15 protein-coding genes, 1 tRNA gene and 1 pseudogene are annotated in these 17,354 nt (G+C 65.4%); 10 read left to right on the top strand and 7 right to left on the bottom strand.

The features are described 5' to 3' along the window. Positions 1 to 15 precede the first annotated feature (15 nt). A complete protein-coding gene (locus ACZYZ7_RS22345; RefSeq protein WP_450072742.1) occupies positions 16 to 1,485 on the bottom strand; it encodes a wax ester/triacylglycerol synthase family O-acyltransferase in 1,470 nt (489 codons plus the stop codon). A 137-nt stretch (positions 1,486 to 1,622) separates the two neighbouring features. Here ACZYZ7_RS22345 and ACZYZ7_RS22340 point away from each other — a divergent pair. Together ACZYZ7_RS22340 and ACZYZ7_RS22335 are read left to right on the top strand one after the other, a co-directional pair. Then, positions 1,623 to 1,695: transfer RNA gene (locus tag ACZYZ7_RS22340), tRNA-Arg, on the top strand. Positions 1,696 to 1,815: 120 nt separating this feature from the next. Next, a complete protein-coding gene (locus tag ACZYZ7_RS22335) occupies positions 1,816 to 2,304 on the top strand; it encodes a universal stress protein (protein WP_463741839.1) in 489 nt (162 codons plus the stop codon). Positions 2,305 to 2,316: 12 nt separating this feature from the next. Here the strand turns inward: ACZYZ7_RS22335 and ACZYZ7_RS22330 are convergent, their stop codons facing one another. Continuing rightward, positions 2,317 to 3,150 (bottom strand): MBL fold metallo-hydrolase, encoded by an 834-nt coding sequence (locus ACZYZ7_RS22330; RefSeq protein ID WP_450072744.1) that lies wholly within the window; start codon positions 3,148 to 3,150, stop codon positions 2,317 to 2,319. Between the two features lie 82 nt (positions 3,151 to 3,232). Between ACZYZ7_RS22330 and ACZYZ7_RS22325 the strand changes: the two genes are divergently transcribed. The 8 genes from ACZYZ7_RS22325 to ACZYZ7_RS22290 all read left to right on the top strand — a co-directional run bounded on the left by ACZYZ7_RS22325 (position 3,233) and on the right by ACZYZ7_RS22290 (position 12,766). Then, on the top strand, positions 3,233 to 4,015 hold the full coding sequence (locus ACZYZ7_RS22325) for a FadR/GntR family transcriptional regulator (protein WP_135456476.1): 783 nt from the start codon (positions 3,233 to 3,235) through the stop codon (positions 4,013 to 4,015). Positions 4,016 to 4,074: 59 nt separating this feature from the next. Further along, positions 4,075 to 5,676, top strand: coding sequence for a class I adenylate-forming enzyme family protein (locus tag ACZYZ7_RS22320; protein WP_463741838.1), 1,602 nt, complete (start codon positions 4,075 to 4,077; stop codon positions 5,674 to 5,676). Further along, on the top strand, positions 5,663 to 6,436 hold the full coding sequence (locus ACZYZ7_RS22315; RefSeq protein WP_463741837.1) for a class II aldolase/adducin family protein: 774 nt from the start codon (positions 5,663 to 5,665) through the stop codon (positions 6,434 to 6,436). The genes ACZYZ7_RS22320 and ACZYZ7_RS22315 overlap by 14 nt, the downstream gene beginning before the upstream one ends. 14 nt (positions 6,437 to 6,450) lie before the next feature. Beyond that, the gene (locus ACZYZ7_RS22310) at positions 6,451 to 7,719 is read left to right on the top strand and encodes an amidohydrolase family protein (protein ID WP_463741836.1); all 1,269 of its coding nucleotides are present in this window, start codon (positions 6,451 to 6,453) and stop codon (positions 7,717 to 7,719) included. Between the two features lie 3 nt (positions 7,720 to 7,722). After that, positions 7,723 to 8,682, top strand: a complete 960-nt coding sequence (locus ACZYZ7_RS22305) for a D-2-hydroxyacid dehydrogenase family protein (protein ID WP_463741835.1) — start codon at positions 7,723 to 7,725, stop codon at positions 8,680 to 8,682. A 160-nt stretch (positions 8,683 to 8,842) separates the two neighbouring features. Continuing rightward, a complete protein-coding gene (locus ACZYZ7_RS22300) occupies positions 8,843 to 9,283 on the top strand; it encodes an MmpS family transport accessory protein (RefSeq protein WP_450072749.1) in 441 nt (146 codons plus the stop codon). Further along, entirely contained in the window at positions 9,283 to 12,177 is a 2,895-nt protein-coding gene (locus tag ACZYZ7_RS22295; protein ID WP_463741834.1) for an MMPL/RND family transporter, read from the top strand. The genes ACZYZ7_RS22300 and ACZYZ7_RS22295 overlap by 1 nt, the downstream gene beginning before the upstream one ends. A gap of 22 nt (positions 12,178 to 12,199) precedes the next feature. After that, complete coding sequence (locus tag ACZYZ7_RS22290) at positions 12,200 to 12,766, top strand: TetR/AcrR family transcriptional regulator (protein WP_463741833.1); 567 nt, start codon at positions 12,200 to 12,202, stop codon at positions 12,764 to 12,766. A gap of 28 nt (positions 12,767 to 12,794) precedes the next feature. Here ACZYZ7_RS22290 and ACZYZ7_RS22285 read toward each other — a convergent pair whose 3' ends face one another. The 5 genes and pseudogenes from ACZYZ7_RS22285 to folP form a co-directional block, all read right to left on the bottom strand. After that, positions 12,795 to 13,442, bottom strand: coding sequence for a dihydrofolate reductase family protein (locus ACZYZ7_RS22285; protein ID WP_463741832.1), 648 nt, complete (start codon positions 13,440 to 13,442; stop codon positions 12,795 to 12,797). A gap of 79 nt (positions 13,443 to 13,521) precedes the next feature. Next, positions 13,522 to 15,087, bottom strand: coding sequence for a long-chain-fatty acid--ACP ligase MbtM (mbtM, locus tag ACZYZ7_RS22280; protein ID WP_463741831.1), 1,566 nt, complete (start codon positions 15,085 to 15,087; stop codon positions 13,522 to 13,524). Beyond that, positions 15,084 to 15,353 (bottom strand): annotated as a pseudogene (locus tag ACZYZ7_RS22275) (acyl carrier protein); the annotation flags it as partial. The gene mbtM and the pseudogene ACZYZ7_RS22275, both read right to left, overlap by 4 nt. 101 nt (positions 15,354 to 15,454) lie before the next feature. Then, a complete protein-coding gene (locus ACZYZ7_RS22270) occupies positions 15,455 to 16,084 on the bottom strand; it encodes a GNAT family N-acetyltransferase (RefSeq protein WP_463741830.1) in 630 nt (209 codons plus the stop codon). 480 nt (positions 16,085 to 16,564) lie between these two features. Beyond that, complete coding sequence (folP, locus tag ACZYZ7_RS22265; protein WP_463741829.1) at positions 16,565 to 17,314, bottom strand: dihydropteroate synthase; 750 nt, start codon at positions 17,312 to 17,314, stop codon at positions 16,565 to 16,567. Between the last annotated feature and the right edge of the window lie 40 nt (positions 17,315 to 17,354).

Genomic DNA, 17,354 nt, shown 5'->3' with positions numbered 1-17,354 from the left:
CTGAATCGTTCGAAGTCACTGTGCAGCACTCCCGTTCGTCGCCGACGTGTCGCTGCTGAAGGAGGCCGGCTCCGCTCGGCCGTCGCCGCCGAGCGCCAGCACCTCGTCGAAGCCGGCCAGCAGGCACTGGGCGAACAGCTTCTCGTCGGTGATGGCAGCCCGGTCGTAGCGCGCGGTGACGGTGATGTGTCCCGATCTCGAGATCAACACCACCATCATCGCCACCCCGGGCAGAGGGCCTATTCCGTAGTGGCGCATGATCTTTGCCCCGGCGATGAAGGTGTCCCCCGGATACACCGGGACGTTGCTGGCTTGCACGTCGGAGTTCACCACCGACCCGGCCACCGTCTCCAGCACGGCATCGGGCAACAGGCTCAGCACGGGCGCGATCGCGCCGACCACGTCGATGGCACGCTCCTCACGCTTGCTCATCATCTGCGACCGGACGGCTTTGATCCGGGTCTCCGGGTCGACGATTCCCACAGGCGCGGCGAGGTTGACCCCGGCGAAGCGGTTGCCGCCGGCCGGATCATCCTCGGAACGCAGGTTGACCGGCACCGCCATCGGCAACGTCTCGATCGATATGCCCTTGGCGTCGTGGTAGAGGCGCAGTGCGCCGCACAGCCCGGCCAGGTAGGCGTCATTGATCGAACCGCCGGCGGCCTTGGCCGCCCGGTGCAGGTCGGAAAACGGAATGTCGATCGCTTCCGAGCGCGACGACAGGCTCCGGCGGCGCAGCAGCGGCGAGTGGTGCGCAGCCGGCCCCATCACCCGGGCACCGGACATCGCGTAGTCGACCGCGCCGCTGACCGCGGAGACCGGGTCGCGCACCACCTTGGTCACCGTGCGGGCCGCCTGCCCGAGCACACCGAGCACACCGCCCGCGATCGATCCGGGGAGTCGGTTGATGCCCTCACGCATCAGGTCGTTGGGCGAGAGGTCCTGTGGGATGGGCAGCGGCGCCTCAGCGGTCGGTTCGGGATCGCGTTCGAGGTCGTAGATGTTGGCGAACATCTCGACCATGCCGACGCCGTCGGACACCGCGTGGCTCAGGTGCAGGATGGTTGCCGCGCGCCCGTCGGCCAGCCCTTCGACCAGGGTGGCGTTCCACAGCGGACGGGTGATGTCCATCGGGGACTGCAAGGCGACCTCGGCCAGATCGAACACGTCGCGCAACGTGCCCGGCGCCGGAACCCGCACCCGCCGCACGTGATAGTCGAGGTTGAAGTCAGGGTCGACGACCCAGCGCGGAGCGGCCGTGGGCAGCGTGGGCATGACGACCTTCTGGCGCAGCCGCAGAACCTTGCGCGACGCGTGGTCCAGACGGGCCCGGAATCGTTCCCAATCCGGTGTGGTGTCGAGGATCTCGACGCCCAGGATCCCGGACCGGGTGCGCGGGTTTGCCTCTCCCCGATGCAACAGCTGATCGACTGCGCTCAGCTCTTCAGGCAGTCCGGCCGCATCCAACTCCGGCACGTCGCTCATAGCGTGGTCCCTCTCCCCTCCCCTGGCCACCAAGTGCAGCGTCCACGCTAGTCCGCGACCGGCCCCGCGGGTCGGCTTTGCCGGTGACACGGTTTGCGTGGTGTTGAGCACAGGCGCGATAGACTCTGCGGGCGTTGGCCTCCGTAGCTCAGTGGATAGAGCAGCCGCCTTCTAAGCGGCTGGTCGCAGGTTCGATCCCTGCCGGGGGCGCTGTTTGTTTGTATTACCTCGGGTGATGCTTGACACGGCGCGAAGCCGAAACTCCATCGGCGGAAGATTGACGTACGTTAATGTCCTGTTTGTCCTGGTAAGCGACAGTTCGGAGACGACATGGGCACCTATCGGACGATTGTTGTCGGGACCGACGGGTCCGACTCGTCGTTACGTGCGGTCGACCGCGCCGCCTTGGTCGCCGCGCAGGAGAACGCGAAGCTGATCGTCGCGAGTGCTCATCCACCCGTGGCCGAAAAGGGCGGCTGGTCGCGACCGCCGTCGCCCGATCATGTGGTCGATACCCGTGCGGAGGACAGCCTCAAGAGCGAGGGCTACAGGATGCACGGCGCCGCCCCGGTCTACGAGATCCTCCAGGTGGCGCGCGACCGGGCCAAGGCCGCCGGCGCCTCGGATGTCGTCGAGCGGGCGGTCGAAGGCGCTCCGGTCGACGCCCTGGTGAAACTCGCCAAAGAGGTCGATGCGGATCTGATCGTCGTCGGCGACATCGGGCTGGACTCCGTCGCCGGCCGCCTGCTGGGTTCGGTGCCTGCCACCATCGCCCGCCGCGTCAAGATCGACATCCTCATCGTCCACACCGCGGACTGAGACGCTCGCGGTCTAGACCGACACCCAGATCAGCCTGTCGTCGTCGGAGACGACCGTGCCGGCGGCCGGGGCCGCGAAATGCGTTCCGAACAACAGTGCCTGCTCGTCGACGATGCCCTGCAGCAGCCGGGTGCGGGTCACCGCGGCCGCGGCCGGATCGTCATCGGGTAGGGCCTGGACCTCGGGGTGGGTGATCTGGATCGGATGGTGGATCACGTCCCCGCTGATGATCGCCACTTCCCCGTCGGACTCGATTCGTATCGCGGTATGTCCCGACGTGTGACCGGGCGTGGCCATGAGCCGAATCTCGTCGGTGATCGCGTGGTCCATCTCGGTCAGCCGCAGAACATCGTGTGCGACAAGAGGTTCGACGGTCTCGGGAGCGGCGCGGTTCGGCGCCGAGGACTGCCGCCATGACGTGTACTCGTCGGCGGTGAGCAGGTACGTCGCGTTGGGGTAGGTGGGGACCCAGGCACCGTCGCGCTGGGAGGTGTTGCGCCCGGCATGGTCGAGGTGAAGGTGGGTGCAGACCACTGTGGTCACGTCGTCGGGCGTGAATCCGGCCGCGGCCAACGACTGTCGGTACTGGTCGGGGTCCATGGGGATCTGATAGGGCAGGTCGTGACCTTCCCCGAAGCAGCAGTCCACGACCACGAGCTCGTCACCGGATTCGATGAGGAACGACTGGATGGCCACCAGCAGATTGCCCGCGTCATCGACGTAGTGCGGCTGAAGCCACCTCGGGAGCTCGGGCGGAAGCCCGCGAAACAGCCGGTCAGGCCGGGTCGGCACGACAGTCTCGAGGACGGAGTGAATCGTCAACGCGCCGATCGTCCACTTCTGCATGGCTCACCGTATGAGACAAATCATTTGGATACAAGGCTCGGCACGACCCCCTCAATGGCGGAGCATCTGGCACACTCGATGCGTGGCGCAGCCAAACGTCCGGTTCCAGCGACTTGCCGAACAGGTCGCCGACCAGTTGCGGCGCCGGATCCTGACCGGCGAACTGCCCGACGGCACGATCCTGCCCAAGGAAGACGAACTTCTCGTCGAATACCCGATCAGCAAACCGTCCCTGCGCGAGGCGATGCGCATCCTCGAGGCCGAGGGGCTGTTGACGGTCCGGCGCGGCAAGCTCGGCGGCGCGGTGGTCCACCGACCCGATGCAGCAAACCTTGCCTACACCATGGGGCTGGTACTGGGCGCCGGACAGGTCGGACTCGCCGACGTGGGCACCGCACTCCTGCAGGTCGAGCCGGCGTGTGCCGCGCTCTGCGCCCAGCGGCCGGACCGGAAGCGCACTGTTGTACCCATTCTCCGTGAATTGCACGAAGAATCGGTCAGATCGGTTTCCGATCTGCTGCAGGCCACCTCGGCGAGTCGCCGGTATCACGAGGCGCTGGTGCGCCACTGCGGCAACGAGACGATGATCATCCTGGCGGGCGCGCTGGAGGCGCTGTGGTCAGCCCACGAGCAAAACTGGTCGGCTCAGGTGACTGATCACTCGACCGTGCCCGTCGAGGAGCGCCGGGCCGTTCTGGAAGACCACCGCCAGGTGATCGACGCGATCGACATGGGTGATGCACAGCGAGCCCGCGATCTGGCCGCGGCCCATCTGGTCAACGCCCAGCAGTACCCCGGCGTCGACGGGGTCGTCGACCCGACGATGGTGCGTGCGTGGGCGCAGTCCGGTCCCCGACGACCGTGATCCACGAGCGACAACAGTGTGACCGTTGACACAGGTGCTTATTTTCATATGATTTGGTGATGAAGGTCGGCGACGCCGCAGTTGACGCTGCAGAAGCGGCCCACTACCGGTCGGCCGGATGGTGGTCGGACCGCACGATCTCGCAGACCGTGCGGGAACACGCCCTCACCCATCCCGACAAGCCGGCCTATATCGACTACCCCGGAACCACGTTCACCTGGAACGAACTCGACTGCGCCGCATCGCTACTCGCCGCCCAGTTGGCGGGGCTGGGTGTCCGACCAGGCGATCGCGTCGCGGTGTGGCACGGCGACACCGCGGCCATCCATGTGCTGTTCGTGGCCATCGAGCGCTGCGGCGCCGTGGTGGTGGGGATCGGTGCCCGCGCCGGAACGCGCGAGGCCACTCAGATCCTGCGGACCACCGATCCGCGCCTGCTGATCAGCGACGCGGCGCGGCACGCGGCGGCACAAACCACAGTTGCGGGACTCACGCCCGAGATCAGCGCGCTGGTGTTGGACGGTTTGTCCCTCGACACTGACACCCCATCGCGGCCACCGGCCGCGGGTGTCGGAGCCGACGACGTGTTCCTGATCAACTCGACCTCGGGAACCACGGGCCTACCCAAATGTGTTGTGCACACGCAGAACCGTTGGCATTACTTTCATCAGCAGGCAGTCGCCAACGGGGCGCTGAGTTCCGATGACGTCTTCCTGCCCGTCATCCCGGCCCCGTTCGGATTCGGCATCTGGACCGCCCACACCACCCCGATCCACCTCGGTGTCACCACGATCCTGCTCGAGCGGTTCGACGCGGCGGCCGCGTGCGAGGCGATCGCCCGCCACCGCGTCAGCGTGTTGTGCTGTGTCAGTACCCAATTGATGATGATCATGGCCGACCGGGCATCGCGCGAGAACGACCTGAGCTCGCTGCGCGTGGTCTTCACCGGCGGCGAGGCGTTGCCGTATCAGCGGGCCGCCGACTTCGAGGAACTCACCGGCGCCACCATCCTGCAGTTCTACGGCTCCAACGAAACCGGCTTGCTGAGCGGAACGACGCTGCAGGATTCCAGGGAACGCAGGCTGCGCACCGCCGGAAGGCTGGTGCCGGAGATGGCGGTGCGCCTGTTCGACGGCGATGACGACGTGACCTCAACGGGCCGTGGGCAACCGGCCTGCCGCGGACCGGCCACCAGCCTGGGCTACCTCGGCGGTGTAGACCACGACAAGCTCTACACACCTGACGGTTGGATGCGGATGGGCGACGTGTGCGAGGTCGACGCCGACGGCTACCTGTCCGTCACCGGCCGCACCTCGGACTTCATCGTGCGCGGGGGCAAAAACATCAGTGCCGGAGAGGTCGAGGATGCGGTGACGACACATCCCGGGGTGGCCGTCGCGGCCGCGGTGGCGATGCCCGACCCGGTCTTCGGCGAAAAGGTCTGCATCTACGTAGAACCGGTGGCCCACGCCAACAGCCAAACGATCGATCTGCCCGGGCTCGTCGAGCACCTGCTGGCCCAGGGCATGTCGAAGGAACTTCTTCCCGAGCGGCTCATCGTCCTCGATGAGCTGCCCCGGTCTTCGGGCGGGAAGATCGCGAAAGGGCAACTCCGCGAAGATATCCGGACGCGGTTGGGAGACGGCTATGAACGTCGGTGAGATGCGTCAGGGCGGGCTGAAGGTGTGGTCACCGTCGGTCACCCCGCCGATCGGTGTCGATCTGTCCGAGGAACAGTCGCTGGCCGTGGCGTTCCGGCACCTGGCGGCCATCGGATTCGCCGAGAACATGGCCGGCCACATCACCTGGCAGCCGGAAGGCCGCACCGAGATGCTGGTCAATCCGTGGGGCCTGTGGTGGCAGGAACTCACCGCATCCGACATCTGTGTGGTCGACGAGAACGCCACGGTGGTACGCGGCCGCTGGGATGTCACCCCGGCCATCCACATCCACACCGAACTGCACCGCATGCGCGACGATGCCCGCGTCGTCATCCACAACCACCCCTACTACGTGAGCCTCATCGCGGCGTTGGGAAAGTTGCCGGATCTGGTGCATCAGACCGGATCGCTGTTCCTCGACGACATGTGCTTCGTCGAAACCTATGACGGCGAGGTCGATTCGGCGCCACGCGCCCGCGAGCTCGCCGAACGGATCGGCACGGCCAATCTCACCATCCTGGCCAACCACGGCGTCATCACCACCGGAGGCACCGTGGCCGAGGCCGTGTACCGGGCCGCGTCGATCGACCGGGTGTGCAAACTGGCCTACCAGGTGATGCTCACCGGCCGGGAGCCGACCGCGATGAACCGCTCCGACATGTACGGCATGAAGGCCTCGCTCATCGAGCGGGCCGCCGACGTGTACTGGGCCGGGGCCGCCCGGATGACCATCAAGGCCGACCCCGACGTCCTGACCTAGAAGGAGACTGGCCCATGAAGTCCATCGACGAACTCGCCGGCAATCTCGACTTCACCACCGCGCACAAGGGCGCCGAACGCACGGTCACGTTTCTGCCCGAACCGCAGCGGGCCGAACGTCTCTACACCGTGATCTCGGTCGACGATCACATCGTCGAGCCACCGGACACGTTCACCGGCCGGGTGCCTCGCAAGTTCGCTGACCGTGCCCCGAAGGTCGTCGACACCGAGAACGGCGGGCAGACCTGGATGTACGACGGGCAATCGCTGCCCAACGTCGGCTTCAACGCCGTGGTCGGCCGCCCGGTCTCCGAATACGGTTTCGAGCCGGCGCGATTCGACGAAATGCGCCGCGGCGCCTGGGACATTCACGAACGCGTCAAGGACATGGATCTCAACGGTGTGTACGCGTCGCTCAACTTCCCGTCGTTCCTCCCCGGATTCGCCGGCCAGCGGCTCCAACAGGTGACCAGAGATCGGGAGCTCGCGATGGCCTCGGTGCGGGCCTGGAACGACTGGCACCTCGAAGCGTGGGCCGGCGCCTACCCTGGCCGGATCATCCCGTGCCAGCTGCCGTGGCTGCTGGACCCCGAGGTCGGCGCCCAGATGATCTACGAGAACGCCGAACGCGGTTTCCACGCCGTGACATTCAGCGAGAACCCCGCCATGCTCGGGCTGCCGACCATCCACTCCGGTTACTGGGAGCCGATGATGGCGGCGTGTGCCGAGACGGGCACCGTGGTCAACCTGCACATCGGATCCTCGGGCTCGGCGCCGTCCACCACCGACGACGCCCCGCCGGACGTTCAGGGTGTGCTGTTCTTCGCCTACGCCATCACCGCGGCGGTCGACTGGCTGTACTCCGGCCTGCCCAGCCGGTACCCGGACCTCAAGATCTGTCTGTCCGAAGGCGGAATCGGCTGGGTGGCAGGCCTACTGGATCGACTGGACCACATGCTGAGCTACCACCAGATGTACGGAACCTGGAAGGCTATGGGCGAGAGCCTCTCCCCCGCCGAGGTGTTCACCAGGAACTTCTGGTTCTGCGCGGTCGAGGACCAGTCCTCGTTCGTGCAGCACGAACGGATCGGCACCGGCAACATCCTGCTCGAAGCCGACTACCCGCACTGCGACTCGACGTGGCCGCACACCCAGCACACCATTCACGAACAGATCCAGGGCCTGCCCTCCGAGGTGATCCGGAAGATCACCTGGGAGAACGCATCTCAGCTCTACCAGCATCCGGTACCCCTCGCGGTGCAGAACGATCCGAACGCCTACTGATCGATGACCGCACCGCTGCGCATCGCCGTCCTCGACGACTACCAGGGAATCGCCGACACCGTCGACTGGTCACCGATCCCCCGCCCCGCCCAGATCATGGCACTACGCGAGCACATCGCGCCGGGTACGGCCCTGGTCGAGTCGCTGGCCGGCTGCGAGGTCGTCGTCGCGATGCGGGAACGCACCCCGATCGACGCTGCGCTGCTCGGCCAACTGCCCGATCTGAAGCTCCTCGTGACAACGGGACCGTTCAACGCCGCGATCGACGTGGCCGCCGCGCACCGCCTCGGCATCACCGTGTCGGGCACCGGCGGAGCGATCACCCCGACGGTCGAACACACCTGGGCACTGATCCTGGGGCTGCAGCGACACCTCGTCCTCGAGGATCAGCGCATCCGTAACGGGCTGTGGCAGAGCACCATCGGCAGCGACCTGCATGGAGCGACCCTGGGGCTGGTCGGGGTGGGCCGGATCGGCAGCCGGGTCGCCACGATCGGCAAGGCGTTCGGCATGAACGTGATCGCGTGGAGCCCCAACCTCACTGACGAGCGTGCGGCCAAGGCCGGCGTCGTCCGGGTCGAGCGGGAGGCATTGTTCGCCGACGCCGATGTCGTATCGCTGCACATGGTGCTCGCCGAGAGCACACGTGGCCTGATCGGCGCCGCCGAGCTGGCCGCGATGAAACCTTCGGCGATCCTGGTGAACACCTCGCGCGGTGGCCTCATCGACGAGGATGCGCTCGTGCAAGCCCTGCGCGGCAAGCAGATTCGTGGCGCAGCGCTGGATGTCTATCGACAGGAGCCTCTTCCCCCGGGGCATCCGTTGGCCACCCTGCCCAACACCTTGCTGACCCCGCACCTCGGCTACGTCACCGAGGGCGTGATGACGATCTTCTACCGCGACATCGTCGAGGACATCGCGGCCTACTGCACGGGATCCCCGCTGCGTCTGCTCACCGCGTAGGTCACTAAAAAATTCCAGTTCGCAAACAACTGTGAGGTATCTCAATATCCCTTAATGGAACGTTGAGCATCCACTAAAGGCCTGTTACGTTCAGCCGATCAAAACGCGGTCGGATGGGGCTTCCGTCGGCATGCGCCGAACCGGAGAGGTGGATTTTGCCGTGGCTACGCTATTTCGGCTCGCCAAACGCTTCTGGATTCCCATGGTGCTGGTGGCTGCCCTTGCCGTCAGCGGGTTGGCAATGAACCGGATGCACGGGATCTTCGGCACTCACATCAACACCGACCCGGGACAGTCCGCCGGCGACGACATCGTGGAGTTCAACCCGAAGCGCGTCGTCTACGAGATCGACGGGCCGAGTGGCACCAGCGGGCACGTCAGCTTTCTGGATGCCGACGCCCAACCCCACACCGAGAGTTTCAGCTCGCTGCCGTGGCGGCACGAGGTTGTCACCACCCTGCCGACGGTGTTCGCCAATGTGGTTGCCCAAGGAGATAGCGAAGTGATCAGCTGCCGGATCGTCGTCAACGGCGAAGTCCGAGACGAGCAGACCGTGAACCAGCACGACGCCCAGGCCTTCTGCTTGGACAAGGCCGCCTGATGGGTAACCACCGAGGAGCCGAAGGCGGATCGCGCATCAGCACGGTCGCCGCTACCCCTGAACACAAGGGCATCGCCCGCGTCATCCGCGTCGCCGCGATCCCGATCATCCTGGCGTGGGTCGTGCTCGTCGTCGTCCTGAACGCGCTCGTCCCCCAACTCGAGGTCGTCGGGCACGAGCACGCCGTCTCACTGTCACCCCAGGACGCACCGGCACTGGTGGCGATGAAGAAGATCGGCGAGCGCTTCGATCAATTCGACTCCGACACGATCGCCATGGTCGTGCTCGAGGGCGACCAGCCGCTGGGTACCGAGGCTCATCACTACTACGACGAACTGGTCCGCACGCTGCAGGCCGATACCAAACACGTTCAGCACGTTCAGAATTACTGGGGCGACCTGATCACCGCGGCGGGATCCCAGAGCACCGACGGCAAGGCCGCCTACGTTCAGGTCAACCTCGCAGGCAACCAGGGCGAGACGCTGGCCAACGAATCGGTCGGCGCGGTCCGCAAGATCATCGAGGAATCGAATCCGCCCGCAGGCGTGAAAGCCTATGTCACCGGCCAAGGTCCGCTCACCACGGACATGAACGAAGCCGGCGACAAGAGCATGATCAAGATCACCTTCGTCACGATCGCCGTGATCGCGGTGATGCTGATCGTCGTCTACCGGTCGATCGCCACGATGTTGTTGATGCTCATCGTGGTGCTGCTGGAGATGTCGGCGGCCCGCGGAGTCGTGGCGGCCATCGGCCACGCCGGCCTGCTCGGCCTGTCGACGTTCTCGGTGAGCCTGCTGACCTCGTTGGCCATCGCGGCCGGAACCGATTACGCGATCTTCCTCGTCGGCCGATATCAGGAAGCGCGACAGAAAGGTCAGGAACGAGAGGACGCCTATTACACCGCATTCCACGGTGTCGGGCATGTCATCCTCGGCTCCGGCCTCACGGTCGCCGGCGCCATGCTGTGCCTTCACTTCACCCGGTTGAACTACTTCAGCTCCATGGGTATCCCGAGCGCCATCGGCATGTCCGTGGTGGTGCTGGCCTCGCTCACACTTGCGCCGGCAATGCTGGCTGTGGGCAGTCGGTTCGGCTTGCTCGACGCCAAGCGCGAGATCCGCTCTCGCGGTTGGCGCAGGCTCGGCACCTCGGTGGTGCGCTGGCCCGTTCCGATCCTGGCGGCGGCCATCGCGGTGGCACTAGTCGGACTCCTGGCTCTGCCCGGCTACAAGACCTCCTACAACGAGCGGCTCTACATCCCCAAGGATCTGCCGTCCAACGTCGGATACGCAGCTGCCGAGCGACATTTCACCGCCGCGCGGATGAACCCCGACCTCCTGCTGGTGGATGCGGGCCGCGACCTGCGCAACCCTGCCGACATGATCGTGCTGGACAAGATCGCCCGCGAGCTGATCCGCGTACCCGGTGTCGCGCGCGTGCAGAGCATCACCCGTCCACTGGGCCGCCCCATCGCGCACAGCTCCGTGCCGTTCCAGGTGAGCATGCAATCGGTGTCGATGACCGAGAACCTGCAGTTCCTGCGGGAACGCATGGGCGACATGAATACGCTCACCGACGATCTCGGCCGGATGATCACGATCATGGAGAACATGCTGGGCCTGATGAACCGGATGACCGGCATCACCCACGAACTGACCGCCAGCATGAACGACATGCAGGCGAGTACCAACGAAATGCGGGATCACATGGCTGATTTCGACGATTTCATGCGGCCGATGCGGAACTATCTGTACTGGGAACCGCACTGCTACGACATCCCGATGTGCCAATCCATGCGCTCGTTGTTCGACGGGCTCGACGGCATCGACACCATGACCGAAACCCTCTCGGATTCGGTGAAGAACATGAACGAGATGGATCAGCTGATGCCGCAGTTGGTGGCGCAACTGCCACCGATGATCGCCATCTCGAAGTCCATGCAGGGCACGATGAAAACGATGTTCAGCACGTTCAACGGGCTCGTCGACCAGATCGCCAAGATGACCGACACGGCGTCGGTGATGGGGCAGGCGTTCGACGACGCCCGCAACGACGACTCGTTCTATCTGCCACCCGAGGCGTTCGACAACCCGGACTTCAAGCGCGGGTTGGCGCTGATGGTGTCGCCGGACGGTCAGGCCGCGCAGTTCATCATCACCCACGACGTGGATCCGGCTACCTCCGAGGGTATTTCGCATGTCGACCCGATCTTGAAGACGGCCCGGGAGGCGATCAAGACGACGCCGCTGGCCGACGCCAAGATCTATCTCGGCGGCACCGCGGCCACCTACAAGGACATCCAGGTGGGCGCCCAGTGGGATCTGCTGATCTCAGCCTGCGGCGCGATCACGTTGATCTTCATCGTGATGCTGTTGATCACCCGCGCCCTGATCGCGTCGTTCGTCATCGTCGGCACCGTGATCCTGTCCCTGGCCGCATCGTTCGGCCTGTCGGTCCTGGTGTGGCAGTACCTGCTCGGGATCGATCTGCACTGGATGACATTGGCGTTCTCGGTCATCATCCTGCTGGCGGTCGGATCGGACTACAACCTGCTGGTGGTCTCGCGGATGAAGGAAGAGATCGGCGCGGGCATCAACACGGGCATCATCCGGGCCATGGGCGCCACCGGCGGCGTGGTCACCGCGGCCGGCCTGGTGTTCGCATTCACGATGGCGTCGATGGCCACGAGCGATCTGATTGCGATCGGGCAGGGCGGCACGACCATCGGCCTGGGTCTGTTGTTCGACACCCTCGTCGTTCGCTCGCTGATGACACCGACGATTGCCGCGATCCTCGGCCGCTGGTTCTGGTGGCCGCTGCCCGTGCGCCAGCGTCCAGCGCGTTTCCTCTCTGATCGGACAACACCGATACCGGTGGCGAGAATGTCGTGACCCGCGTCGATACCATCGACGCATGAGCACAGGCGAGCTCTCGGCCACCCAGTCGCGCACCCGTGGTGCGATCATCGAGGCCGCCGCCGCAGTCCTAGCTGACGACCGGACCGCGACGTTGCCCGATATCGCGAAGGCGGCCGGGGTCGGCCGCACCACGGTGCACCGTTACTTTCCCGACCGGGAATGCCTGATCAACGCCACAATTATCGACTCGGTGCAGGTCCTGACCAACGCCGTGGCCGCTGCCGCGCCTGAGGACGGCTGCGCGATCGAGGCGATGCGGCGCGTCATCAACGCCATGATCTCGGTCGGTAACCGGCTCCTGTTTCTCTTCGACGACCCCACCGTTATTCGCGGCCTGCCACCCGAGGCGGTGCCCGACAACAGCTATCTCACCAGTCTGATCGAACGCGGCCAGGCCGAAGGTGTGTTCGATCCGGAATCGAGCACACAATGGCTCGAACACGCGCTCTACGGTCTGGTCATGTGGGCCTGCCAGGACTCCAAGAACGGCCTCATGCCGCAGCACGCGGCCGCCCCCGCCGTCATCCGCACCTTCGAGCGCGGGGTGCGTACCCGCGATTGAGGTACGCACTCACCGTGCTCAAGCGGGCTCAGCGACGCCAGAACAGATGATGAGTGACCGCGCCGCCGGGGCTGGGTACCACGTCGTGGTGAAAACGGTCGTTCAACTCATCTGGTGATCCCCAGAGCCGAGTCCCGCTGCCCAACTCGACCGGCGACACCGCCACATGCAGGGTGTCGACCAGGTCGGCGTCCAGGAACTCCCGGATGGTGCTCGCTCCCCCGCCCAACCGCACATCCTTGCCCTGCGCCGCGGCCCGGGCCTGCTCCAGCGCGGTCGCCGGATCGGCGTCGATGAAGTGGAACGTGGTGTCGGACAAAGTGAACGACGGACGCTCATGGTGGGTAAGAACGAAGACTGGGGTGTGGAACGGCGGCTCGTCGCCCCACCAGCCCTGCCAGTCGTGATCTTCCCAGGCGCCACGGTAGGGACTGAACTTGTTACGGCCCATGATCTCCGCGCCGATGTTGTTGTGGAAATCCCGGGTGAGGTAGTCATCGAGGCCCCGACTGCCGCCGGGCTCGGTGCGGTTGGGCCAACTTGCCGTGGCGCCGGCCCAGGCGAACATCGTCCCGGGGTCGGCGTGGCCGAACGGGCGCTCGAAGCTCTGGTTCTCTCCGGCGCCGAATCCGTCGCCGGAGACGTTGAAGTTCTGGACTTTGAGCAGCTGGGCCACGTGTTCTCTCCCGATCGGTCACCAATGGATGCTGTTTGGACTCGGGACGAGGGTAAAACTCATCGCGCGGACCTGACGGCTACCGCGCCGACTCCAGTTGGCGACGGACCTCGAGTCGCCGGAGTTTCCCTGACGATGTGCGTGGCAGCGATCCCGGCGACATGAGCACGACGTCGGCAGGCGTGACACCGCACACCGACACGACCCGCCGGATCACGGCGCTGCGAGTGGTGTCCTGCTCGGTCCCGATGAACTCCGCTGCCACCAGCAGTCGCGATTGCGCGGCGCCAGATGCCGTACCGACCGCGACGACGGCCCCCTCTCGGACGCCGTCCACCTCGCCGACAACCTGCTCGATCTCGGTGGGGAAGATGTTGCGTCCGGCGATCGTGATGATCTCTTTCGAGCGCCCGCAGATCACCAGCGCGTCGTCGACCAGGTAGCCGATGTCGCCCGTCGGGAACCACGTGCCGTTGCTGCCCGCGTCGACGGGTGCATCCCCCAGGTACGACGTCATCATCGACGAGCCGCGGATCTCGACTTCGCCGGCCGTACCGGATTCGTCATGCGCAGAAGGGACGATGCGAATCTCCATGCCCGGCACCGGACGACCCAGCAAGGCGTAGCGGCGGGCGGTGTCCGCAGCGTCCGGGATGTCGATGCGCAGGCCTTCCCCGGGTGCGGGGATCGTCACCGCGCACGTCGACTCGGCCATCCCGTAGGCGGGCGCAATCGCTGCAGCATCGAAACCGAACCTGCTCATTCCGACGGCGAACCGATCGACACCGGCACAGTCGACGGGCTCTCCCCCGTTGATCGCGATCCGCAGCGCGCCCAGATCGACATCGGATACGCGATTGGCGAATCGTCCGAGCACCGAGTAGCCGAAATTCGGCCCGGCGGTGAGGGTGGCGCCGGATTCGGAGAGCCAATCGGCCCACCGCAGTGGCGCGGCCGAGAACGCGCCCGTCGGCGCCAGCCACAATGACCCGCCCGACATCGTCGATGTCAACACCATCGCCAGGCCCATGTCGTGGTAGATCGGCAACCACGAACACCCGACATCGTTGTGGCCCAGGGACAATCGCCGGGTGACCGCCAGAATGTTGTTCAGCACGGCCTCCGGTGCCAGCACCGCGGTGCGCGGAGTACCGGTGGATCCGGCCGTTCCCTGCAGGATGGCCACGTCAGCATGGTCGGGGTACTGCAGGTTCCCGGACGTGGATGTGCGTGCCGCATCGGCGATGTCACGCACCGCCAGCGAAGACCCCGCATCCCGGAGCAGCTGCAGGGTGGCGCCGTAGCTGAACACCGTGGTCACGCCGATGCTACTGAATCGGGACAACGTCGCGTGCGCCCACTCCGACGGTTCGGCGCCGCGCTGGGGACGCGGAAGGATAGACACCCCGGCACCCGCCAGCCATGAACCCTGAATGGCGGCAATCAATTCCACCGTCGGTTCGCCCACCAGTCCTACCGCACCGGGTTGGTCCCGGCCCAGCAGGTAGGCCGCAATACTCTCGGCGATTCCGTGCACCTCGGGCCACGGACGCCGCTGCCAGGTATCGGTCTCGCGATCCAGGACCACCAGGTCGTGCGGTGAGCCGACCATTGCCTCCCGCAGGGCTCCTGCGAGCGGGTTCATGCTGCGCTCCTGCGGTCGATCACCGACTGCAGATCGCCGACGGTCCGGCAGGTGATGAGGTCTTCCTCGCTGAGCTGCACACCGAACTTCTCCTCGATGGTCACCAGGCCCACCGCGAACGACACCGAGTCCATCCCGAGGTCATCGACGAGACGTGTACTGGCACTGAGTGATTTACATGGGAGTTCGAGATCGTCACGCAGGACGGAGACCAGCCCGTCGGTCACAACGGGCGATGTCGATGAATTGGTATCGGTCATATGTGAGTATCCGGCTGGTCGATGAGACCAAGCCTCACCTTTCGTTTACGGTACGGATCAATTGATTTGGAACCGACTGTCGGGCAGCCGGATTGAACAGTCTGGTGTCAAGCCATCCATTTCCGGGCAGTGTCCCGGTCGAGTTGGTAGAGCGCCATCCTGCGGTTGGACATCTCGTGCTCGCCGAGGAACCGGCACCCGGCGAACTCACACAACCCCCGAACCGTTGCGTTGCGGTGATCCGGGTCGAACATGATCCGATCACAGTCGGGATCGGCGGCCAGGACGCTTGCGACGATTTTGGGCAGCAGCATCGGGCCGAGCCCCCGGTTTACCAATTCCTCGTCGGCAATCGCGCCGTGCAGCCCCAGATCGTGCGGCTCACTGTCGTACCGATCGGCGATGGAATCTTTGGCGGCACGGTAGATTTCGAGGTAGCCACGGTCCACCCCACGGATGCTCAGGATGAGCGGTAGTGAATAGTCGCCCTCGACCTGCGCTTTCAGATGATTGCGCCAGCGCTCGATCGGCCAGTCATATTCCCAGGCCTCGGCCAGGTGCGGCCGATTCATCCACTCGGCGATCAGGGTCGCGTCGTCGTCGGTGGCGACCCGAATCGCGCTCGGCCGCAACAGTTGCGGAACTGGAGGAGCCGGGGTGCGCCGTACAGCGTCGGAAACGTTCTTGAGTTCTCGAGGAAGCACGGGGCAGTCCGGCGGATATCCAGCGGGCCGCATCGGAGATTCGGCCGTGGAGCCGCGCTGCGTTCGAGAATGCACATCACCAGTTGCGCTGTGCTGCAGCACTTCATCACACGTCAAATGCCCATCCCCCTGTCTCCGGCGCTGATCGGGGGCGCCACATACGTGTGCGCGCCACGCCCAGACCCGCAGCCTCCTTAGACCAGCGAGGTGAGACTAACCAAAACTTCTCCGGCGGTGGGGCGTCCCTTTGAGCGCGTGCGCCGGCCCTCGATCGGGCTGGCAGTCACCGTCAATTTTTCGAAGCGAACTTTAAACATGCTGAACAACAGGCTTTTCCAGATAATCAGCAACGGTGACGCACTGGCCGGCCAGGCGCCGGCCCTCGACCTTGGCACCGAGAGCCGCCATGCTGCTGGTGGACGCTGCCGGCGAACGCCACGGCGGAGAACATCGGCAGGTTGTGGTCGACTTTCTCCACCAGCACAGCATCTCAGCCAATTCCAGGCTGTGCGGTCAGCCCCAGATCGCCTGCAACATTGCGATGGTGTCCAACGTCTCGACGACATCATGAACTCGGATGACATCGACACCCGCCGACCACGCGGGCGCGACAACGGCCAGCGATCCCGCCAGGCGTCCGTCCACTGCGCGTCCAGTGACGTTGCCGACGAAAGATTTTCGGCTCACCCCGAGCAGCACCGGAAACCCGTGACTGCAGAGCTCCGGAAGCCGGCGCAGCAATTCGAGGTTGTGCCGAGGCGATTTGCCGAATCCGATGCCTGGATCGATCCACACCGGAGCGGCGCCGCCGGCAGCAGCCGTCTGCGCGACGCCGGTGACGGAACATGTCACCTCGCCGACCACATCCTCGTACTCCGGGAATCCGCTCGCGAGGACGGGAACTGTGTGGGCGTGCATGCTCACGTACCCGACACCGAGCCGACCCGCAACGTCGTAGAGCTTGCCCGAGACGTCATTGATGATGCCGGCACCGGCCAGTACCGCCTCTTCGGCCAGCTCTCGATTGCGCGTGTCCACGGACACCGTGCCCAGCTGGGCAAGTGCAGCGACGACCGGAAGCACGCGGTCGCGCTCTTCGTCGATCGACACTGGTGTGGCCCCCGGGCGAGTGGATTCCCCACCCACGTCCACCGCCCACGCCCCGGCTTCGAACATCCTTCGCCCCGCCGCGATCGCCAATGCGGTGACATCGAATCTGCTGTCGACCCAGAAGGAGTCGGGAGTGGCGTTCAGGACCCCCATCACTTTCATCTTTCCGGGTTTGGACCGTGCGTTCATCGCG

This window comes from Mycobacterium sp. IDUB_17 (assembly GCF_055419465.1).
This window is presented reverse-complemented; position numbering and strand designations above follow the sequence as displayed.

What these genes read in the sequence shown, in the direction of transcription:
- folP (WP_463741829.1), bottom strand. Translation starts at nt 17,314, where the DNA reads ATGGGGGTCCTGAACGCCACTCCCGACTCCTTCTGGGTCGACAGCAGA.
- mbtM (WP_463741831.1), bottom strand. Translation starts at nt 15,087, where the DNA reads ATGAACCCGCTCGCAGGAGCCCTGCGGGAGGCAATGGTCGGCTCACCG.
- ACZYZ7_RS22335 (WP_463741839.1), top strand. Translation starts at nt 1,816, where the DNA reads ATGGGCACCTATCGGACGATTGTTGTCGGGACCGACGGGTCCGACTCG.
- ACZYZ7_RS22305 (WP_463741835.1), top strand. Translation starts at nt 7,723, where the DNA reads ATGACCGCACCGCTGCGCATCGCCGTCCTCGACGACTACCAGGGAATC.
- ACZYZ7_RS22270 (WP_463741830.1), bottom strand. Translation starts at nt 16,084, where the DNA reads ATGCGGCCCGCTGGATATCCGCCGGACTGCCCCGTGCTTCCTCGAGAA.
- ACZYZ7_RS22320 (WP_463741838.1), top strand. Translation starts at nt 4,075, where the DNA reads ATGAAGGTCGGCGACGCCGCAGTTGACGCTGCAGAAGCGGCCCACTAC.
- ACZYZ7_RS22310 (WP_463741836.1), top strand. Translation starts at nt 6,451, where the DNA reads ATGAAGTCCATCGACGAACTCGCCGGCAATCTCGACTTCACCACCGCG.
- ACZYZ7_RS22315 (WP_463741837.1), top strand. Translation starts at nt 5,663, where the DNA reads ATGAACGTCGGTGAGATGCGTCAGGGCGGGCTGAAGGTGTGGTCACCG.
- ACZYZ7_RS22345 (WP_450072742.1), bottom strand. Translation starts at nt 1,485, where the DNA reads ATGAGCGACGTGCCGGAGTTGGATGCGGCCGGACTGCCTGAAGAGCTG.
- ACZYZ7_RS22295 (WP_463741834.1), top strand. Translation starts at nt 9,283, where the DNA reads ATGGGTAACCACCGAGGAGCCGAAGGCGGATCGCGCATCAGCACGGTC.
- ACZYZ7_RS22330 (WP_450072744.1), bottom strand. Translation starts at nt 3,150, where the DNA reads ATGCAGAAGTGGACGATCGGCGCGTTGACGATTCACTCCGTCCTCGAG.
- ACZYZ7_RS22290 (WP_463741833.1), top strand. Translation starts at nt 12,200, where the DNA reads ATGAGCACAGGCGAGCTCTCGGCCACCCAGTCGCGCACCCGTGGTGCG.